This is a genomic window from Streptococcus porcinus (assembly GCF_901542335.1).
Taxonomy (GTDB): domain Bacteria; phylum Bacillota; class Bacilli; order Lactobacillales; family Streptococcaceae; genus Streptococcus; species Streptococcus porcinus_A.
In genome coordinates this window covers 1041513-1060875 of the sequence record NZ_LR594036.1, presented here as the reverse complement: position 1 = coordinate 1060875, position 19363 = coordinate 1041513, and the positions used below count along the sequence as shown (strand labels likewise).

18 protein-coding genes are annotated in these 19363 nt (G+C 32.3%); 16 read left to right on the top strand and 2 right to left on the bottom strand.

The window, feature by feature from the left end:
- Positions 1–372: 372 nt before the first annotated feature.
- The 3 genes from FGK96_RS05030 (at position 373) to FGK96_RS05020 (ending at position 2293) form a co-directional block, all read left to right on the top strand.
- Positions 373–570, top strand: coding sequence for a helix-turn-helix domain-containing protein (locus FGK96_RS05030; RefSeq protein ID WP_138081944.1), 198 nt, complete (start codon positions 373–375; stop codon positions 568–570).
- Between the two features lie 272 nt (positions 571–842).
- On the top strand, positions 843–1091 hold the full coding sequence (locus FGK96_RS05025) for a DUF3173 family protein (protein WP_138081942.1): 249 nt from the start codon (positions 843–845) through the stop codon (positions 1089–1091).
- A 2-nt stretch (positions 1092–1093) separates the two neighbouring features.
- Positions 1094–2293 (top strand): tyrosine-type recombinase/integrase, encoded by a 1200-nt coding sequence (locus FGK96_RS05020; protein WP_138081940.1) that lies wholly within the window; start codon positions 1094–1096, stop codon positions 2291–2293.
- A gap of 592 nt (positions 2294–2885) precedes the next feature.
- On the opposite strand, the gene FGK96_RS05015 is transcribed toward FGK96_RS05020, so the two are convergent.
- On the bottom strand, positions 2886–3740 hold the full coding sequence (locus FGK96_RS05015) for a helix-turn-helix domain-containing protein (RefSeq protein WP_138081938.1): 855 nt from the start codon (positions 3738–3740) through the stop codon (positions 2886–2888).
- A 279-nt stretch (positions 3741–4019) separates the two neighbouring features.
- Here FGK96_RS05015 and FGK96_RS05010 point away from each other — a divergent pair, with 279 nt between their 5' ends.
- From FGK96_RS05010 to FGK96_RS04965, 11 genes are all read left to right on the top strand, one after another.
- A complete protein-coding gene (locus tag FGK96_RS05010) occupies positions 4020–4886 on the top strand; it encodes a shikimate dehydrogenase (protein WP_138081936.1) in 867 nt (288 codons plus the stop codon).
- Positions 4883–5740, top strand: a complete 858-nt coding sequence (locus FGK96_RS05005) for a sugar phosphate isomerase/epimerase family protein (RefSeq protein WP_138081934.1) — start codon at positions 4883–4885, stop codon at positions 5738–5740. Before FGK96_RS05010 ends, FGK96_RS05005 begins: the two co-directional genes overlap by 4 nt.
- Positions 5721–6455 carry a coenzyme F420-0:L-glutamate ligase gene (locus tag FGK96_RS05000; RefSeq protein WP_138081932.1) on the top strand — a complete coding sequence of 245 codons (735 nt, stop codon included), beginning with the start codon at positions 5721–5723 and terminating at the stop codon, positions 6453–6455. The genes FGK96_RS05005 and FGK96_RS05000 overlap by 20 nt, the downstream gene beginning before the upstream one ends.
- Positions 6448–7434: a dehydrogenase gene (locus tag FGK96_RS04995; RefSeq protein ID WP_138081930.1), complete on the top strand. Its 987-nt coding sequence runs from the start codon at positions 6448–6450 to the stop codon at positions 7432–7434. The genes FGK96_RS05000 and FGK96_RS04995 overlap by 8 nt, the downstream gene beginning before the upstream one ends.
- 9 nt (positions 7435–7443) lie before the next feature.
- Complete coding sequence (locus FGK96_RS04990) at positions 7444–8643, top strand: methionine adenosyltransferase (RefSeq protein ID WP_138081928.1); 1200 nt, start codon at positions 7444–7446, stop codon at positions 8641–8643.
- Positions 8627–9592 (top strand): serine/threonine protein kinase, encoded by a 966-nt coding sequence (locus FGK96_RS04985; protein ID WP_172601597.1) that lies wholly within the window; start codon positions 8627–8629, stop codon positions 9590–9592. Before FGK96_RS04990 ends, FGK96_RS04985 begins: the two co-directional genes overlap by 17 nt.
- Positions 9593–9629: 37 nt before the next feature.
- Complete coding sequence (locus tag FGK96_RS04980; RefSeq protein WP_138081924.1) at positions 9630–10718, top strand: glycosyltransferase family 2 protein; 1089 nt, start codon at positions 9630–9632, stop codon at positions 10716–10718.
- Between the two features lie 182 nt (positions 10719–10900).
- Complete coding sequence (locus tag FGK96_RS10570) at positions 10901–11254, top strand: AMP-binding protein (protein ID WP_232045798.1); 354 nt, start codon at positions 10901–10903, stop codon at positions 11252–11254.
- Between the two features lie 56 nt (positions 11255–11310).
- The gene (locus tag FGK96_RS04975) at positions 11311–13884 is read left to right on the top strand and encodes a non-ribosomal peptide synthetase (RefSeq protein WP_232045797.1); all 2574 of its coding nucleotides are present in this window, start codon (positions 11311–11313) and stop codon (positions 13882–13884) included.
- A 52-nt stretch (positions 13885–13936) separates the two neighbouring features.
- On the top strand, positions 13937–15094 hold the full coding sequence (locus tag FGK96_RS04970) for a nucleotide sugar dehydrogenase (RefSeq protein ID WP_138081922.1): 1158 nt from the start codon (positions 13937–13939) through the stop codon (positions 15092–15094).
- 323 nt (positions 15095–15417) lie between these two features.
- Positions 15418–15765 (top strand): hypothetical protein, encoded by a 348-nt coding sequence (locus tag FGK96_RS04965; RefSeq protein WP_232045796.1) that lies wholly within the window; start codon positions 15418–15420, stop codon positions 15763–15765.
- A gap of 288 nt (positions 15766–16053) precedes the next feature.
- Here FGK96_RS04965 and FGK96_RS04960 read toward each other — a convergent pair whose 3' ends face one another.
- Entirely contained in the window at positions 16054–16974 is a 921-nt protein-coding gene (locus tag FGK96_RS04960) for a polysaccharide deacetylase family protein (protein ID WP_138081920.1), read from the bottom strand.
- Positions 16975–17159: 185 nt separating this feature from the next.
- On the opposite strand from FGK96_RS04960, the gene FGK96_RS04955 reads away from it, so the two are divergent.
- Together FGK96_RS04955 and thrB are read left to right on the top strand one after the other, a co-directional pair.
- Positions 17160–18458 (top strand): homoserine dehydrogenase, encoded by a 1299-nt coding sequence (locus FGK96_RS04955; RefSeq protein ID WP_138081918.1) that lies wholly within the window; start codon positions 17160–17162, stop codon positions 18456–18458.
- Positions 18448–19311, top strand: a complete 864-nt coding sequence (gene thrB / locus FGK96_RS04950) for a homoserine kinase (RefSeq protein ID WP_138081916.1) — start codon at positions 18448–18450, stop codon at positions 19309–19311. Before FGK96_RS04955 ends, thrB begins: the two co-directional genes overlap by 11 nt.
- Positions 19312–19363 lie beyond the last annotated feature (52 nt).

Here is a 19363-nt window from a genome sequence, read left to right as displayed (position 1 = left end):
TTTTTGGGTATATTATTAAATGTAAATACAGTTTTTAACATTTATTTCTTTGTAAAGTTTCAAAATTATAATCCTTCCTTTAAGGGAAGTATATTATAGTAAACAGCAAAAATACGAAAAAGCTCCAGAGTTAATCTGAATTGGATATTACTTTGGAGCTTTTTCAATATTTCTTGATTATCTTATTAAGTGCCAATATAATAAAAACTACTTTTTTGAGATTAACTTCTAGTTATTACGATTTTAGTATAAGTAGGAAAATTCTCTAGTCATACTACATTATAAAACTGTCTTTAAATAATCTATGCATATTTTGCATAAAATTCTGATTTTAATTATTCCTATTTTACAATAGCAGTAAGAGGATTATTGATGTATATCAGATTAAAAAATCTAAGAGAGGATAATGATTTATCACAGACTCAGATTGCAAATTATTTACATTGTTCACAGTCTGCATATTCTAGAATAGAGAGTGGAAGGCAAGATGTTCCTACATTATTTTTAAAAAAATTAGCTAGACTATATAGAGTAACTACAGATTATATTTTAGAAATGGAAAAAATATAATTATTAATAATCCTATGTTCATTGAAAATAGAATAAACCAAAGTGGAACTTTCTTATTTGTTGAGCAATTTAGTGTGATTCGCCGTGATAAGAGCGAGTAAAATCAGCTATAAAATAGAGTGGTCCTCTATCTGCCAAGACACAAACTAAGGACAATGATACTTCTGAACGTTCAGGTTGCCAGCGTAAAAGGACAACGGGTGAGATGCCCATGAATGATGTAACCGGTCATATCCACTAAGGATATATTTTTTATTGATAGGGGCGAAGGTATGAGAACAGTAACATATAAAGACTTAATGAAAATTGGTTTCCCAGAACATACGGCAAGAAACATCGTTAGAGAAGCTAAAAAAATAGCAGTAAAAAAGTTTGAAGAAGCTCGTAAAGTAGACAATAATGCGGTAAAATTAAGTAAATCGCCCTTTGACAATAGAAGACTTGGTATTGCTCCGAAAGATATTGTAGAAGAGTTAATTGGTATTTCACTCTCTGAAGAAAATTTGGAAAGTGAGAATTAGAGATGGCTATGAAAAATCAAAAAAAGTACAAAGGTGTTTATTGTGATAAGAATGGGAAGATATTTTATCAGGTTGATCTTGGAGTTGACCCAGTAACAGGTAAACGAGTTCAAAAGAAAGCTAGAAAGAATCAGTATGGTAAGTCATTTAGTACAATGAAGGAAGCATATGATGAGCTAGTCCGAATCAGGTATGAGTTTAATACTAATCTTAGTATTGAAAATTACAATATCACGTTTGAAAATTATATGAATGCTATTTATCTAAGAGCTTATAAACAAAAGGTGCAGGCTGTAACCTATAAAACTGCTTTACCACATCATAAGTTGTTTATTCGGTATTTTGGTTCTAAACCTTTGAAAGCAATAACAGCTCGGGATTGTGAATCTTTTAGATTACACATCATTGAACATTACTCTGAAAATTATGCGAAGAATTTATGGTCACGATTTAAGGCTTGTATGGGTTATGCTGAGAGATTAGGATATATTTCAACAATGCCGTGTAAAACTTTGGATAATCCCAAAGGAAAACATCCCGATACACCATTCTGGACTTATATTGAGTTTCAGAATTTCATTAAATCCTTTGATTTGCAAGATTATGAAGAGTTACAAAGGTTTACAACTATTTGGTTGTACTATATGACAGGTGTCCGTGTGAGTGAAGGTTTATCTTTATGGTGGGAAGATGTCGATTTTGAACAAAAATTCTTGAAAGTTCATACAACCTTGGAAAAGGATGAAAATGGGAATTGGTATCGTAAAGATCAAACAAAAACACCTGCGGGAGAGCGACTCATTGAATTAGATGGTGTGACAATAGCAGTATTGGAAAATTGGAGAAAAAAACAGGTTGCCAATCAAGATAAAGATTTCATCATTTCACGATTTGGAGAACCATTCTGTAAATCCACGATTTGTCGAATCATCAAAAGAAAAGCTCAGGTAGTAGGTGTACCAGTGATAACTGGAAAAGGTTTGAGACATAGTCATGCTTCCTATCTCATCAATGTATTGCAAAAAGATATTTTATATGTAGCAAGACGAATGGGACATGCTGATAAGTCTACAACTTTGAATACCTACAGCCACTGGTTTAATGTTTTGGATAAAACAGTATCAGAAGAAATAACCCAAAATATGATTAGTGCAGGATTAGATTCTATTTTATGCCAAAATTCCTGCCAACCTCAGAATTAAGGTTAGGAAACCTATTATACTAACTGTAGAGTAATATATGTCATTGTTATGTATATACATGTAAATTGGTATTTTCGTTATCTTTGTCAAAAGATCACTCAAAATGACAAGAATAATTATGATAAGGGTGATGCTCTTAACAACTAAATAAAATTATTTAGTGAGTTGATGTAATGTAAGTTCTTAATTAGTTTGCTTACAAATACATGTAAATGCTTATAACCCGAACATAAAATTCTATCTACTTAGTAGCAGATTTGTTGTAATCGATATATTATAAACGTAGCATATAGCAAATAATTAGGCCAACTTTTGAATGTAACTTCAAATGTTGGCCTATTTTGCATTAGAAGAGTAAATTTTTCGAAACTGCACCTGATAGAGTTAAGATGTTGTTGGCATAATACTGAGGGGGATTTAAATTTAGCAGGAATTGATAGTTATCTTAATAAGTGTTTGGTGGGCCTAAGTAGAAGGGGCTATTTGCAAAATCGAGATGTAGCGTTAAAAAAAGTAAATTAAATAAGGTCGAGGGGTATTCCCATAATCGACAAACTATCCTCAACATGTGTAGATGATATTAGTAAACCTTTTAATTTTTTTTAACATGTTTTTTGTAGTGTTCGAGGTATTGTGATTTAATTTGGGATTCTCCGAGAATTTCGAAGATTTGCATGGCTTTTTCCATTTTTTCTATCCCTTTGGATGATCGCTTATTTTTGAATTCCCAATATCCTGTAGCATACACAAAAACGGTTTGTTCATAGTAATTTAATTCCTTATCTAACAGTTTTTTTATTTCATTAATTAGAAACATACAATTATCAAATTCACTTTTATCAACACTAACGATTAAGTAATTTATTGCTAGTTGTGTCACAAGTTTCTTATTTGTTTTATTTAACGACGAGTAGATATAATTTTTCAACATTTCCTTAGTAAGTAAAAAACACGTATTATAGTGAATCGTTCTAATGCAGTTAGCTAATAAAATAATTTCGTAATAACCCCATTTTTCAATTTTGAAAAGATAATCTGTTAACTGAAGCATTTCTTCATCTGATGGCGTAAAACTCTTATCCAATGTATGCAGAATTGATTTTATCATTGTTCTTTCAAGTGGATTCAATTCGTAAGGTGAATCATTGGAAAGTAAAGCTGCAATGTTAGCTTTATTTTGGGATGAATATTGTTTGCGAATATATTGCACTAGGTTAGCAAAAGAGGCTGTTCTAGGATAATCATTATCATGGAGAATAAGAAATTCATCTAAAGAAATATGCAATTTATCTAAGATATTGATAAGTCGGATACAAGATATTTCGGACTCGCCTCGTTCGAATCGCGAAATTTGTGATTTCGATAGATGCTCATCTGCAACAGAAGACAAGCTTACTTGTTTGCCTTTACGGACTTTTCTAAGTGTTTTACCAAGGTTAGATAACATAAAATTCCCACTTTCCCAACGAAATTATTGATATTTTTTATTTAGTATACAATAAATACACAATAAAGAAAAAGTAAAAGGAGAAGTGAGATGAAAAAAGTATTAAAATCTACCCCAATTCTGTTAGTGATTGTAGATATTATTATTATTGCTGGCGGCTAAAATCCTTAGATTTATAGCAAGTTTTTAGGATAGCTAAAGATGTATCAAAAATAATATTAATTTGTCTATTATTAAAGTTATTTAATATTATTAAAAATGCAAGGAGGGAAAGATAATATGACATATTCTGCCTTGATTGGGAATCCCGTTGAGCATTCTATATCGTCTTATTTATTTGAATATCTTAATTGTAACGCTGGAGGTTTGAAAGATTATAAACATCAAAAAATTCTAGTTGAATCAGTATCACTAGAAGATAAAATGAAGAGGTTGATAAATGATCCTCAATGTCTCGGGTTCAATATCACTTTACCCTATAAAAGAGAGGTATTAAAGTACATAAATGATTTAGATGAATCAACCCAAGCTATTGGGTCGATTAATAATATTTATAAAACGGAGAATAGTGTGAGAGGGACAAATACTGATTGGAACGGAATCTATGAGACACTAGCTTTCTTTGGCATCAATAAATTACAAAAATGTTGTATTTTAGGGACGGGTGGCACTTGTAGAGCTGCTATTTTCGCACTACAACAATTCAATGTTTTGCCAATAATAGTTTATAGAGAGCCACTCAGTGAAAATACGCTGTGCTTAATGGAAGAACGGCCCTATTTACACTATATTTCATATCAAGAGTTGCTTAAGCACCTTACTGAAGTAGACTTGATTATAAATACGACGCCTGTTGGAATGATTACTAACGATGAGGAACTACCAATTGGTTTAGATGTTTTAGACTCAGTAAATTTTCACGATAAATACTTTCTAGACGTTGTATTTAACCCCTTACATACTAAATTATATAGATATTTCAGTCATAAGGGTGCCAAAGCAATTGATGGCTTGTGGGTTATGATTTTTCAAGGTATTGCTGCGTATTCACTTTGGACTAATAAGAGGGCCGAAGAACATCACTTAAGCAAAGATGATTTAGTGGAATTACATAAATACATTGGAAGGAAACTAAAGAAGAGATGACATTTAAAATTACAATAAATTTGGACGAGATTTCGGATAATCTTGAAGATTCTTTAAACTTCTTAAATGAATTATCAGTAACGAGTTGTGAACTAAGGTTAATCAATGGCAAGAATCTTATACAACTGAATGATGCTGAGCTTATTCATTTAAAAGAAGCGTTAAGGAAACACAATATCACTCCAATTTCTATTGCAAGTCCCCTGTTTAAATGGACTATAGGAACTCATAAAACTGAAGACGAAATAGATTTGTATGGCCTATCTTCCAATATCACAATAGACCAACAATGGTTATATCTTAGAAAAATAGTTTTTATAGCTCATTTTTTTGAAATTAAATATATCAGAATTTTTGGAGGGATAGGCTGTTCAACAGAAGAGTTTTTAAAAAATGAACTTTTTTTAAATCTACTAAAAGAAGAAAACCTCATTTTCTTGATTGAAAATGAGTTAGGTACATCAGTCAGTAAGGCTGAAGATTTACTGAAAATAGCAAATTTCATAAAGACAAATGCAGTTAATAATTTGAAGATTTGGTTTGATATAGCTAATTATTATAGACTCGATCAAAATGTTGGAGAAGCTCTTTGTCAACTTAAGGAATACATTTACTATATTCATTGTAAGAATTACCTTCCTGATGATAAAAAGGTAAACTACGTGGAATTGGGAAAAGGTATTATTGATTTTAAAAAAGTTATTAAACAGATTCATCAAAACTTTACACATTTAATTTTTAGCCTTGAAACCCATGAAAGGGAGCAGCTTAAAAAAAAGCACTCTGTAAAAAATTCTTTTCTGACGTTAAACAAATATATAAATGGAGATAAAAATGACTTTAAATTTAATTGAATTAGCAAATATACCAGAAATTAAAGAAGGCGATCCAGTGGCAGAGATTATCGCTGAAAGTATGATTTCTGCCAATCTTTGTCTCAAAAATAGAGATATCATTTGCATTGCTTCAAAAATAGTTTCAATTGCGGAAAATAGCGTGGTATCTCTTGATACAGTAATTCCAAGTGATTTAGCAAAACAGCTTCACAAAAGAATTCCACGTAAAGATCCTAGAATTATTGAGTTAATTTTGGAATTAACAAATAGAGATCTATCCCTACTTGATGTAAGAGATAACTATATAGGTTGTAGATTAGCAAATGGATTAAAACTGACAAGCGGCGGAATAGATAAAAAGTCAGATGATGAGGTCGTAATGCTCCCTAAAGATCCAGATAAATCAGCAAAGAAAATTTCGGAATATCTAAGCTTAAAATTTAAGAAGCAAGTAGCAGTTATCATATCGGATAGTGATGGTAGAGAAGATAAACGAGGTGCAAATCAAGTAGCTATCGGAGTTTTTGGAATTGAACCATTAAGGAAAACAAAATCGATAGATATAACTACAGGTAAATGTAAAATTCAGGAGGAGACTTTATGCGATATGCTAGCAAGTAGTGCCGGTCTATTGATGGGTCAAAGAGGAACTGGAATTCCTGCTGTTATTATTAGAGGCTTAGATTATAAATGGTCGGAACATACGAGTATAAAGGAAGCATTAAATGAGTAGAAATCGTGATTGTAAAAATATTCTAATAATTGGTTTTGGAAAAATTGGGAAAATTAAGGCGGATAAGTGGCTATCACGTGGATATGATGTCTACGTCAAAGATTTAAAATTTTCCAGCATGAAATTACTTAATAAAAACGTTAATGTGTTGGATGACTTATCACGAGAATATTTTACGATTGAAATTTGTACTCCGACAAATGATCACCTTAGGGTATTAAAAACTATTGTAAAAACGTATCTCTATTCTTACATTAGCATTGAGAAGCCACTTTGTAACAAGTTGGAAGATTTAGAAGAAATGATCTCGCTAGTAGAAAGTCAACCACACTTGTCAAAAAAAGTTTTTGCAAGTGAGCAATATTTCTTTTCTAAGGTTTTAGAAGAACTGTTACAAGTGGAATCTTTCTCGCTAGATAAAACTAAAGAAATAACAATTGATTTTTCTAAAGATAGGATTAAAGATAACGAGAATGGGAGATTTTTAGATCAGGAGATATTGGGTTATGGGATAGAATTTCCTCATATTATTGCTGTTATCTCCTATTTGGGAATTTCATTGGAAAAGTTCAAAAAAGGCATCTTTGTAAATACTATTTATATAAAGGACTTAGAGAAACACGACTATTCAATCGAAATCTCATCCTGTATTAATCAAATGGTGGTTAAAATTACTAGTAATTTGGGAAGTTTCGCCATAAGAGAAGGAAAAATTAAAGGAGGTGATGCAAAGACAGTAAGAAGAGTTACAATTGACGATAAAATAATAACGTTTGATCCGCATCCTAAACTCGAAAGGTACACGAGTGAGTTAGTAGCTGGGGAAACTATTCTTCAAATTCACGATGATATGATGGACACATATATCAGCTTGTTAGAGGAAAATTCTATTCCTGAAGGTTGCTATATTCATAATGCGGTTAAGCTGACAAAATTTTTAATTGAGTTATATTCTGAGTGTGAAAAAATTTATTTATGAGGTATAAATATGGATTTAAAAATTACAAATGGCTTTTCTGATCCAAGCCATTCATCATATGAAGTAGTTGAACGTAAAGGATTGGGGCACCCTGATACATTAGCAGATGGAATTGCCGAACAAATTGAAATTGATTACTCTCTTTATTGCTTGGAAAAATTTGGTGTTATCCCACATCATAATTTTGATAAGATTATCATCCGAGGAGGACACTCCGTGCAAGCTCTAGGGGGGAGTGATTTTATTGAGCCCATTAAAGTGATTTTTTTAGGTAGAGCAAGTAAAGAGTGTTTTGGAAGTACGATTCCTCTATTTAAAATTCAAAAAAAGGCTGCAATAAACTATTTAAAGAGAATTCTACCGAACTTAGATGTTGAAAACTGTGTGGAATTTGAGTCCTTGACCTCAAATTTCACTACAAAAGATAATTGGTTCTCACCGAAATCTCTTGAAGATCTACCTGAATATAGTGGTCAACCTAAAGCGAATGATACAGCTACAATGATAAGTTATTGGCCATTGACAATATCTGAAGAGTTAGCATTAACGATTGAAGGGTATTTCTATAAATTAAATTCTCAAAACTTACCTGTACCAAGATTTCCTCAGGTAGGAGGGGATATTAAGGTGATGGTCGTTAGAAATGGTGCGGAATACGCTATTAAAATCAATTTCCCATTAATTAGTAAATATTTCATGGAGAAGGGCGAATGCGAAAAATATGTTGTCGACCATATCGAAAAAATAAAAAAATATATTGAATCTAAATATCAAACTATTTCTTATACTTTGGGATACCATTACTATATGACTACCTCAGGCTCCTGTATTGATTTTGGAGAAGAGGGGGCAGTTGGCCGAGGTAATAAGACGCATGGCATTATATCAAGTTTCAGGCCAAATACTATGGAAGCACCTGCAGGTAAGAATTGCACTTATTTTATAGGTAAAGTATGGGGATTCTTGACTGATACAATTGCTAAAGAAGTTTATGAAACCTTCAAAACACCTTGTCAAGTTATTATGCAAGCAAATATTCATTCAGATTTGTATAAGCCTACTCATTTATTTGTTCAAACACATAAAGAAGTAGATTATGAAAAAACATTAGAAATTACAAATAAATATTTGTCTCTAGGAAGAGAAAATACAAAGCTAATTTTAAATACCCAGCACTTTTTACCTAGGACAAATGTATATGAAGAGTAAGACAATCTTGTATTTTGGATTAGTTGAGATTACATTTGAAGTGCCAGAGTGTATATTTAAAAATATTAAAGAACAGGATAATCATATTAAAGCTCAGGCAAAAGAGGTTAAGGTTCGTGGGAACTTGAAGTTAATAAAAAGCAATCATCAATTTGTGAAATATGATGGGAAGACTAATATTTCTGTTTTTGGACAGATGAAGTACTTTAAAAAAGGAACTTCTCTCTATTATATAGGTGAATATTTAGCTGAATGCCTTTTGATTGAAGCAAGTCATACTCTATTAGTTCATGCTGCCGCGTTATATAATCCTGATACCAAAAAATCGATTATTTTATTTGGCGAAAAAGGGGCTGGAAAAACCACAGTTGCTCTAAGACTTTGCATTGAACATGGTTATCATCTTATCGGTAATGATCAAATCATATTTGGCTTAGAAAATGGAGATCTATTCACCTATGCAGGAACAGCTAACTTTAATATTAGGAGAACGGCTACTTTATCAGATGATTTATTACATAAATTATTTGGAAGTTATTTCAGTTCTTTTCCACATTCAGCTAGGATAAGTTGGGACGAAAAAATTTCTGTATCTGCTAAAGAATTAGGAGTGTTAACTTGTCACTCCCCGGCTAACGTTTCTAAAATTTATTACATTAAGACCGATAAAAAACAAGAAGGTACATTACAACAAATCTGGGATGATAATTTAGCATGTCTTATTCTGAATGAATTATTAGGAAGGCATATCTCAGCCCAAGTTTCCTGTTTTCAGTCTGATGAGGGGAATTATTTTTCTGCCATGCCTCTCATTCGTTATCAGCAAAACAATTTAGTCCGTGAAAAAATAGTAAAGACTATTTTTAAAAAATACAATATATATAAAATTGCTGCTGACACATCTGAAAAAATAGTGAAAGAGATTGTAGATGAGATGAATTCAGAATAAATGCAATTGAGTATATATGGAAAGGAACTATTTCAATATGTTTATTGTAGGTATTCCAACTTTAAATGAGGCCGATAATATCAGTAAATTAGTTGAAAAAATTGATAAGTACTCTTTGGAGTTAGGAGAGAATATAGTTATTATTAATTCTGATAGTAATAGTGACGATGGGACTTCAAAAATCTTTTTAAAGACGAAAACATTTAACCCCAAAATTTCACTGACATCCATTCAGCGCGGAAAAGGTTACAATGTGAGAAATATTTTTCAATATAGCTTAGCTCATTTTCCCAATTTTGATGGGGTTGTTTTAATAGATGGTGATGTCATTTCATTAGATAAAACCTGGTTGAAAAAGATGTATCTATCCATTAGGGAAGGTAATGATCTTGTGGTTCCTAATTATGCTAGAAAATTTTTTGAAGGAAATGCGACAAATCATTTTATTTATCCTATCTTATTAAAATTATTTAAGAAAGATGTCCCCTATCAATGTATTTCTGGAGACCTTGGCTTCTCGAAAAAATTGGTTAAAGAGCTAATTTATAATTGTAATTGGCATAGTTTTTCTAACGGCTATGGAATTGATATTTTTTTAACATTAACTGCACTATTAAAATCTTACAAAATCAAGGAAATTGATTTAGAGTCTAAGATCCATAAGAGAAGTTTTGAAAAGATAGAGAAAATATTTATGGAAGTTTCACAAAGTTTTTTTGAGACGCTGACAGATCATTTTTCCTATATTGATAGAGACAAGTATCATTTATCATTTGAAAGTCACACTAAGAGGTTTGTTGATTCGAATGATAAGCCTTCCATTGATGAAATAGAAAAGTTAAGAACAAGAGCTTTGCTATTACTAGGGATAGAGGATAGCTATCCTCAAGGAATCGAGGCAACTATGTGGCATTCTAAATTGGCTGAGTCACTCAAAAATATACCTAAGTTCAGTAGTAGTGAGCTTGCAAGAAGCTTATTACCTTACTATTTATTGAGAGTCTATAATTATCTAAAATTTAATAATTTTGGAAGTGTTTCCTTTAATTTAGAGACGACGACTCAAAACATTAAAGGCAACTGTTGCAATAAAGAAAAACACTTTAATCTTTATAACTCACACTAAAGATAATTATAAGTGTTCAAGTTATTAGTAATCATGACTTGTTACTTCTGTTAGTGGATAAGAAGCAACTATTAGATTATTCAACTTGATACTAGTAAAGAATAGATATTAAGTTGTTTCATTTAATAAGCATTTATAGAAGTATTAACTTTAGAGATAATTAGCTTGAAAGGAAGATGTTAATGTTAAAGCTACTCATGGATACATTAGAAAAAATAAGTAAAATAGACCCCAAAAGAATTGCAATTAAAGATCAAGACAAAGTGCTTACTTATTATGACGTTGAAAAATTGACTAATACTATTGCTAATAAAATAGTAGAAAAGGTTGGAGAGAATCAGCGTATCGTAGTTGCCTTACCTCATGATATCAATCAAATTTTGATACTAATTGCAATCATTAAATCAAATAATTGTTATGTACCTATTGATTACACAACTAAGGAAGATAAAATAAAAAAATCTTTTCATCAACTAAAGCAATCATATATGTATCAGATAAAGAAATTCCATGCTTATCTGATAATGACTATTTAGATATTACAGAGCTCACGCTAAAAAATTCAGATAAGGTTAAAGAGCTCAATCCATTTGTGTACTTGAAGTCTCGCGAGGCTTATATTTTACATACTTCAGGGACTACAGGAGCTCCAAAAGGTGTAGTGGTTTCCATATCAAATTTAGATTATATTCTCAAAAATTTAGGAATGCTTACCCCCGTTACAGAAGACTCTAGTTTTTTATTTTCGACTCCATATACCTTTGATGTTTCTATTACAGAAATGTTAGGTTGGATTATTGGTGGAGGTAGTGTCTATTGTCTTGATTTAAAAGTCCGATCTAACTATAAAAAGCTAGATGATATTATTGTTCGAAACAGCATAAGTCATATTGCTTTTTCACCAACAGCCTTCCTAGCATTTATCGAAAAATTAAGTCTAACTAACTTAAAAAAATTAAATGCAAGTCTTGATTACGTGGTTATCGCTGGAGAGAAATTTAATCCTCTGATTTACCATATTTGGAAAAATAATGGATTAACTTTTACTTTAATTAATGCCTATGGTCCTACAGAAACAACAATATATGCCACGGCATATAAGCTTTCTGAGAATGAAGGTGAGAATATCCCGATTGGACTTCCATTAGATGGAGTGGAGTGGATTATTAAAGAGGATAAAAAGGAAAATCATGGTGAACTTTATATTGGAGGAGCAGGAGTAGCAAAAGGTTATACGCTACCAGAACTTACGAAAGAAGCATTTACTACAATTAATGGGAAACTGTATTATGCAACTGGTGATATTGTCTTTCGCAAGAAGAGAAAATTTTACTACGTGGGAAGAAAAGATAATCAAATTCAAAAAAATGGGATTCGTATAGAATTAGGAGAAATTGAAAAAAATATTGAGCAAAATAAGAACGTTTCTCAAGTTACCGTATTACAGCTAGATAAAAAAATCCTTGCCTTTTATAAGGGGGCGATAGAATCAAGCAAACTGAAAAATTTCTGTTTGAAAAATATGCCGAAGTACCTGATGCCGAATTCATTTATTAAAGTAGATCAATTTCCTTTTACTAGTAGTAGAAAAATAAGCAAGACTGCTTTAATAAAACTATATAATGATAGACAAAAAAATAAAGTAGTCGATGGAAGTGAGCATTGTGATTTAGATAATGAAAGCAAAGAAATTTTGAAATTACTTGCTGATACTTTGAAAGTTAGTGTAAAAGCTATTGATCTTTCTCAAGACTTTTTTGAGAATGGTGGAGATTCACTTACATTATTCACATTTATTATGGATTTTGAAGCTAGTTATGGCGTTTCCGTTTCAATGGATAATGTGTATGGGAAAGAACTTTTTTCATTAATCCAAGAACTGAAAAATCTAAGTAAAAAACAAATACAAGAAATCCAAAGCATTGCTTCTATCGAAGAGGAAAAAAGTAGCACTAATAACTTAAAGAAAGATCTAGAGATTCTATACACAGATTATTTGATGGCTGACAATGAAGTCATCTCAACGTTTGAGACAATTCACTCTCAGAGAATTTATTATTATGATGACTTTAGAAATATAGTAACGTCCTCATTTGAGTATAAAAATTGTTCTGTAGAAAAAGTTAAACAAGTTGTACAACAAGTCATTACTTCCAATGATTTATTGCATTCACGACTGTCTTTCAAAGAAAGGGTTCTGAATTTTGAAATCATTAAGCCAAATCTTTCGATTCCAGTTTTGAGAGTTTCAAATCAAGCTGAATTAATATCTTTAGAAAAACTACTGGAAGAAATTGGAGAAAATACTATTCCTAACTCTAGGAATCAAGGTGGGCAATTGGCGATACCAATCATTATTTCTCAAGGAATGTGTGGGAAAATTATTTTTCAAATGGACCATTCTATATCAGATTTAGCAAGTATTAATGTTATAAAAAAACAAATTGGAAATGTTCTTAATAGTTATGACGGTAAAATCGAACAAGGAAAAAGCTATCGTTATTATTGTCAAAAAATAAAAGAAGTTAATAAAAGAAGTTCTTTGGAAAACAATACATATCATCATTTACTTTTAAAAGAATCTAAAAAAATTGAGAAGAATAAAGCTCTGCTTCCAAATAGTAACTATTCTCTATCGATTATACCTGCCCCTGATTATTCTAATGTTTATAGTATGTTGTATATATCCTATTTGATATCACAAAAGCTTTGTAAAGAATCCAAAAATAACAGCTTAATTGTATCTACTATTTTTAATAATAGAGAAATCCGGAGTTTAAATCTTCATAACACAATAGGAGATTGTCATAGCTCAAGATATCTTATTTATAAAGAAAATGATGATTTTAGGTTATATAGAAAAAGGAATATAGAGTTTTTGACACATGCTGCTGATGATGTGATGTATTATAGACCAGGATTTATCTTTAATGAATATTATCCAAAAAGGTTAGAATGGCAATCTAAACTAAAGCAAGACCTTGCGAATATTTCCTTAGTATCTTTAAATTTTATTGGTATCTTGAATAAAGAAAAGAAGAATTTTTATTTAGAAAATTTTTCAGAAATTCCTGAGTTTCTGAGTGAAAATTCTAAAATTTACATAACTTCTTTTAGGTATAAAAATGATATTTATATTTTATCTAACAAAAATATGGAATTGTAAACATGTTAAACAGTAATTCTGATCTAAAAAATCAAATGATAGGGGGGATAGTATGAAAATTACAGTTGTAGGTGTTGGATATGTTGGTTTATCAATAGGCTTATTACTTTCAAAAGAAAATGATGTTACTTTATTTGATATTGACAGTAAGAAGATTGACTTGATCAATAACAGACAGTCTTTTTTAGAAGAAAGTGCTATTACTGAACTATTGCGTAGCGCCAAAAATATAAGAGCTACGACATCTAAAGAATTAGCTTATAAGGAAGCAACTTTTATTATATTAGCGTTACCGACTAATTTAAAAGATAATGCCTTGGATACTTCTACTATCGAGGCAGTCATTGAAGATATTTTAACTTTCAATAGGCAAGCGACGATTATTATTAAGTCAACTGTTCCTATTGGGTTTACTGAATATTTGAGGAAAAAGTTTTTTTATAACAATATTATCTTCTCCCCAGAGTTCCTTCGTGAAGGTTTGACAGTTCACGATAATCTATATCCATCTCGAATTATTGTTAGTAATGAAGCAGAAAACTCTAAATTATTTTTAAAGTTATTAAAGAAGATAGCAGTTACTGAAAGCCCCCCCTACTTATTAACAAAATCCTCTGAAGCAGAAGCCATAAAACTTTTTTCGAATGCCTATTTAGCTCAAAAAATTGCATTTTTTAATGAATTAGATACTTTTTCTGAATTACATCATTTAAATTCTGAAAAAATTATTGAAGGGATGGGTTACGATTCAAGGATAGGAAACGCACACAATAATCCGTCATTTGGATTTGGAGGTTATTGCCTTCCAAAAGATACTAAGCAACTAGAATATCATTTTAGAAATATTTCAGCCCCACTAATTACAAATATAAATAACTCAAATTTATCGCGAAAAAGACATATAACAAAAATGATTTTAACCAGAAATGTGACAACTATTGGGATTTATAGAATTAATTCTAAAGCAGATTCAGATAATTACAGGGATTCGTCAATAATTGATATTATTGAAATATTAAAAAATAAAGGAAGAAAGATTCTTATATTTGAGCCATTAATCAGAGAACAAACAATTTTGGGATGTTCAGTTATTAATGATTTTAATACATTTACGGCTATTTCAGAGCTTATTGTTGCTAATAGAATGGATGACCAAGTAAAAAAATATAGAGAAAAGATTTTTACTCGCAACGTTTTTCACAAGGACTAATGAAAGTAGAGCATTTGTCAAGTGGCTAGTAGATTGTTTTTTGACTAGTCTTGATGAAAGGATGCTCAGTTATGCACATATCATTGGTCAATCACTTTGGGTTGAGGATTTTTCCTGGAACTCGAATGGCCCAAGGAGCCTACTCGTATAATTCAGTGGAATTCATAGTTTTTTAGATAAGCTATGGGATTCATAAGGGGCCCTAATTTAGCCACTAAAAGAAGAGGTGCAGCTTCTATAGGCATTCCTATTGATTAATCTAAGTGTGTCACTTGAGCTTTGGCAGTAGCTAACTGCACTAAATATTAAGATAAGGAATATAAATGGAAGATATCATTGCTGGTACGACGATGTCCAAGGGTGGGGTTTATCATTATTATAAAAACACATTAGACATTTTTAAAGACCTAATGCTGGAAGGGTTGACCTATAGAAATAAGATTATTCAAGAGCATTCTGATGAGTGTCAAGCTGGACGCGAGACGGAGTTTCTGGTCAAGCAGTTAGTAGATAAAGTCTTAGATGATAATGATTTGATGCCACTTTACGTCGAATTCTTGATTGAGAAAAAGCGGAATTCAGAACTTAATAGCATCTTCGAATCTTTGAAAGAACAGTCTCTACTTGATTTAAAAACGATAATGCCTAGCGTTCCAACAATCTTGGAATAAAAAGAGTCTTACGATATGTTGACTGACGTTATAAATGGGATGATACTTGCTTCTAATTTACTTGGTGCAAGAGAGAATTTCAAGGCTAACAGGGTACTTTTAGAACGTTTATTTCTGTTGCTCTTTGACCAATAAGGTTATTAAAATATTATAAGCTTTGTGATAAAAGTGACTACGATCCTCAAAAAGGAAAACTTTACTTCTATCTAAAAAATCTCCTCCCAAAAAACTGAATGGAGGAGATTTTTTAGAGTAGGTGTTCAAGGGCACTTGCTTAATCAAATGTTTTTAGTTTGTATTAATATAAGTCAGTAAAGCTTGGGGATTTGTGTTAGGCATCATTCGCACTCTATTTAGCGAGAGTAAGCCATTAGCTGCGCTAGCTAACCCTTCATTGGTAGTTACACCTAATTTATAATGGAGTCTTTTGGCAATATCAAGAGTAGTATCACTATAACGACCGGAAGGATAGGCAATCGCTATAGTTTCTTGATTTAAGTTGTGGTCAAGAAAGTTTTTTGAAGCTTTCATTTCGTATTCTTGTGTCTGTGGATCTGACACTGAGAGATCGGGGTGATTAACCGTATGATCTTGAAATGACATGCCAAATTGTTTCATTTCTCTCATCTGCTCAAGTGTTAGATTTTCAGGGCGCTGATTTTCAGTAAAGCCAGTGATAACGTTATTGGTAGCTTTAGCCTGATATTTTTTTAAGATGGGGAAAGCAGTCGTATAGAAATCTTCCATACTATCGTCAAAAGTGAGCCAGACGACTTTTGAAGATGGTAATTCATTTTGGCTGAGGACACGATAAGCTTCTTGTGGACTAAGGAAGTAGTAACCTGCTTCTTTTAAAGCTTTAATTTGCTCTTCAAAAATCTTAGGGTTAATAATTAAGTTGGCATTTGCTGTTTCCTCCGGCCCCATAACGTGTACAGCATGATACATGAGGATTGGCATCTTGACTTGCTCTGTTTGTTTGGTCCACGTTGCTTTTTCGTCATCAACTGTTGATTTTTTCTTTTTAATAGCGTCTTGAGATCGACTCGTTTTGACTTTGTTTTTTTGAACTGCGACTGGTAAAAAAACTTTTGCAAAGTTCTTAATCTCTTGATGATAGGTTAGGCCAAATAGCCCTAGCATGGCAATGATGAGTAATGCCAATAAACGACTTATTATTTTTTTTGTGGTAGATTTCTTTCGTCTCATAAGTATTTGCTCCTGTGTCTAGATATAGTCATTATATCACTTTTACAACAATAATTTAATAACAGCAAATATTTTTGAGAGAACTTTCATCCATAATCTATTAAATTAGCCTAGAATTTGGTATAATATTCCAAATATTAATAATCACATCATCGTAAAAAGTGACAAGAACTAGGAGGTTGATAATGTCTTTAAAAATTGCTTTATTAGGCTTTGGCACTGTTGCCAGTGGCTTACCATTTCTATTAGAAGAAAATGGTGACAAGATAAAAAGTGCTAGTGGTGAGCAACTCCAAATATCTAAAGTCTTAATTAGAGATGATGCTGAGAAAGCGCGCCTAAATGCAATGGGTTATGATTACCAATTTGTTACTTCTATTGATGAGATTTTGTCAGACAGTGATATTTCCATTGTTGTTGAACTTATTGGACGGATTGAGCCTGCTAAAACGTATATTTTAAAAGCTTTGCAAGCTGGTAAGCATGTGGTAACTGCTAATAAGGATCTGATTGCCTTACATGGTAAGGAAATGAGGGAACTGGCAGAATCTAAGGCACTTGCTTTTTATTACGAAGCAGCAGTTGCTGGAGGTATTCCAATTTTAAGAACCTTAGCTAATTCTTTCACGTCAGATAAAATACAAGCAGTGTTGGGCGTTTTGAATGGTACTTCAAACTTTATGATGACCAAAATGGTTGAAGAAGGGTGGACCTATGAAGAGGCTTTAGCTAAAGCCCAAGCCTTAGGCTATGCAGAAAGTGACCCAACAAACGATGTGGAAGGTATAGATGCTGCCTATAAAGTAGCTATCCTAAGTCAGTTTGCTTTTGGCATGTCTTTGGATTTTGAAGCTGTCAGCCATCAAGGAATTTCAACGATTACAGCTGAAGATGTAGCTGTCGCTCAACAACTAGGGTATGTCATTAAGTTAGTAGGACGACTGGAAGAAAAAGCTAGTGGTATTTGGGCTGATGTATCACCAACTTTTATTCCTAAAACTCATCCATTAGCTAATGTCAATGATGTGATGAATGCAGTATTTGTTGAGTCTATTGGCATTGGACAGTCAATGTTTTACGGGCCAGGTGCTGGTCAAAAACCAACCGCAACTTCAGTTATGGCAGATATCATTCGTATTGCCAGACGATTAAAGGAAGGAACTGTTGGTAAACCTTTCAACGCCTTTAGCTGTCCTGTTAGGTTAGCAGAAAAAATTGATAGAACTAGCCGCTATTATATTACTATTAAGACACCAAACCAAAATGGTCAATTGCTTCGTCTGGCCTCTATCTTTAATGGTCAAGGGGTTTCTTGCCAACAAGTGTTAGAACAACAGATTGATAACACTTGTGCTCGCCTTGTAATCATGACCCATTTGATGAATCAATTGCAGCTAGATGCCATTAAGCAGCAGATTAGTCAGGAAGCGGATTGGCGCTTGCTAAATGTCTTTAAAGTATTGGGGGACGACCATGATAATTAAAGTACCAGCGACTTCAGCCAATATCGGGCCTGGTTTTGATTCCATAGGGATTGCAGTTACTAAATATTTAGAAGTAGAAATATTAAAAGAAGCCACAGAGTGGTTTATTGAACATAAACTTGATGGCGTTCCAAGAGATGATCGCAATTTATTAGTTCAGACAGTTCTTCGAGTTGCGCCGAATGTTCAGCCTCGTCATCTTATTATGCGTTCAGATATTCCTTTGGCGCGTGGATTAGGGTCATCTTCGGCAGTCATTGTAGCAGGTATAGAATTAGCCAATCAATTAGCAGATCTACAATTAAGTATGGATCGTAAGTTTGAATTAGCTAACCAATTTGAGGGCCATCCTGATAATATTGCACCAGCTCTTTTCGGGCAATTTGTCATTGCTTCACAACTCGATAACCAATTAGACTATATTCAGGCCCCTTTTCCACAAGTCGGCTTGGTAGCTTTTATACCTAATTATGAATTAAAAACATCTGACTCTAGAAATGTACTACCCAATCAATTGTCCTATAAACAAGCTGTCTCTGCTTCATCTGTAGCAAATTTGGCTATTGCTGCGCTTTTAAAGGGAGACATGGTTAAAGCTGGACGGGCCATAGAAAATGATCACTTCCATGAGGTTTACCGCCAAAAACTAGTTAAAGAATTCCATTCTATTAAAGCAACAGCAAAAATAGAAGGAGCTTATGCTACCTACCTGTCTGGAGCTGGACCTACAGTAATGACCTTATGCCCGAAAGAAAAAGTAAGTTCCATACTTGAACATCTTGGAAACTTGGAATTGAATGGTGAGTTGGTCTCCTTAGAGATTGACAAAAAGGGCTTGCAAGTTTTAGCTTAGGGAAAGTCTGGAAAAAGAGAGTCAATCTTCTATTCAACTTATTGATTAAAGT

Coding starts and splice junctions, on each gene's coding strand:
- FGK96_RS05030 (WP_138081944.1), top strand. CDS start 373: ATGTATATCAGATTAAAAAATCTAAGAGAGGATAATGATTTATCACAG.
- FGK96_RS05025 (WP_138081942.1), top strand. CDS start 843: ATGAGAACAGTAACATATAAAGACTTAATGAAAATTGGTTTCCCAGAA.
- FGK96_RS05020 (WP_138081940.1), top strand. CDS start 1,094: ATGGCTATGAAAAATCAAAAAAAGTACAAAGGTGTTTATTGTGATAAG.
- FGK96_RS05015 (WP_138081938.1), bottom strand. CDS start 3,740: ATGTTATCTAACCTTGGTAAAACACTTAGAAAAGTCCGTAAAGGCAAA.
- FGK96_RS05010 (WP_138081936.1), top strand. CDS start 4,020: ATGACATATTCTGCCTTGATTGGGAATCCCGTTGAGCATTCTATATCG.
- FGK96_RS05005 (WP_138081934.1), top strand. CDS start 4,883: ATGACATTTAAAATTACAATAAATTTGGACGAGATTTCGGATAATCTT.
- FGK96_RS05000 (WP_138081932.1), top strand. CDS start 5,721: ATGACTTTAAATTTAATTGAATTAGCAAATATACCAGAAATTAAAGAA.
- FGK96_RS04995 (WP_138081930.1), top strand. CDS start 6,448: ATGAGTAGAAATCGTGATTGTAAAAATATTCTAATAATTGGTTTTGGA.
- FGK96_RS04990 (WP_138081928.1), top strand. CDS start 7,444: ATGGATTTAAAAATTACAAATGGCTTTTCTGATCCAAGCCATTCATCA.
- FGK96_RS04985 (WP_172601597.1), top strand. CDS start 8,627: ATGTATATGAAGAGTAAGACAATCTTGTATTTTGGATTAGTTGAGATT.
- FGK96_RS04980 (WP_138081924.1), top strand. CDS start 9,630: ATGTTTATTGTAGGTATTCCAACTTTAAATGAGGCCGATAATATCAGT.
- FGK96_RS10570 (WP_232045798.1), top strand. CDS start 10,901: ATGTTAAAGCTACTCATGGATACATTAGAAAAAATAAGTAAAATAGAC.
- FGK96_RS04970 (WP_138081922.1), top strand. CDS start 13,937: ATGAAAATTACAGTTGTAGGTGTTGGATATGTTGGTTTATCAATAGGC.
- FGK96_RS04965 (WP_232045796.1), top strand. CDS start 15,418: ATGGAAGATATCATTGCTGGTACGACGATGTCCAAGGGTGGGGTTTAT.
- FGK96_RS04960 (WP_138081920.1), bottom strand. CDS start 16,974: ATGAGACGAAAGAAATCTACCACAAAAAAAATAATAAGTCGTTTATTG.
- FGK96_RS04955 (WP_138081918.1), top strand. CDS start 17,160: ATGTCTTTAAAAATTGCTTTATTAGGCTTTGGCACTGTTGCCAGTGGC.
- thrB (WP_138081916.1), top strand. CDS start 18,448: ATGATAATTAAAGTACCAGCGACTTCAGCCAATATCGGGCCTGGTTTT.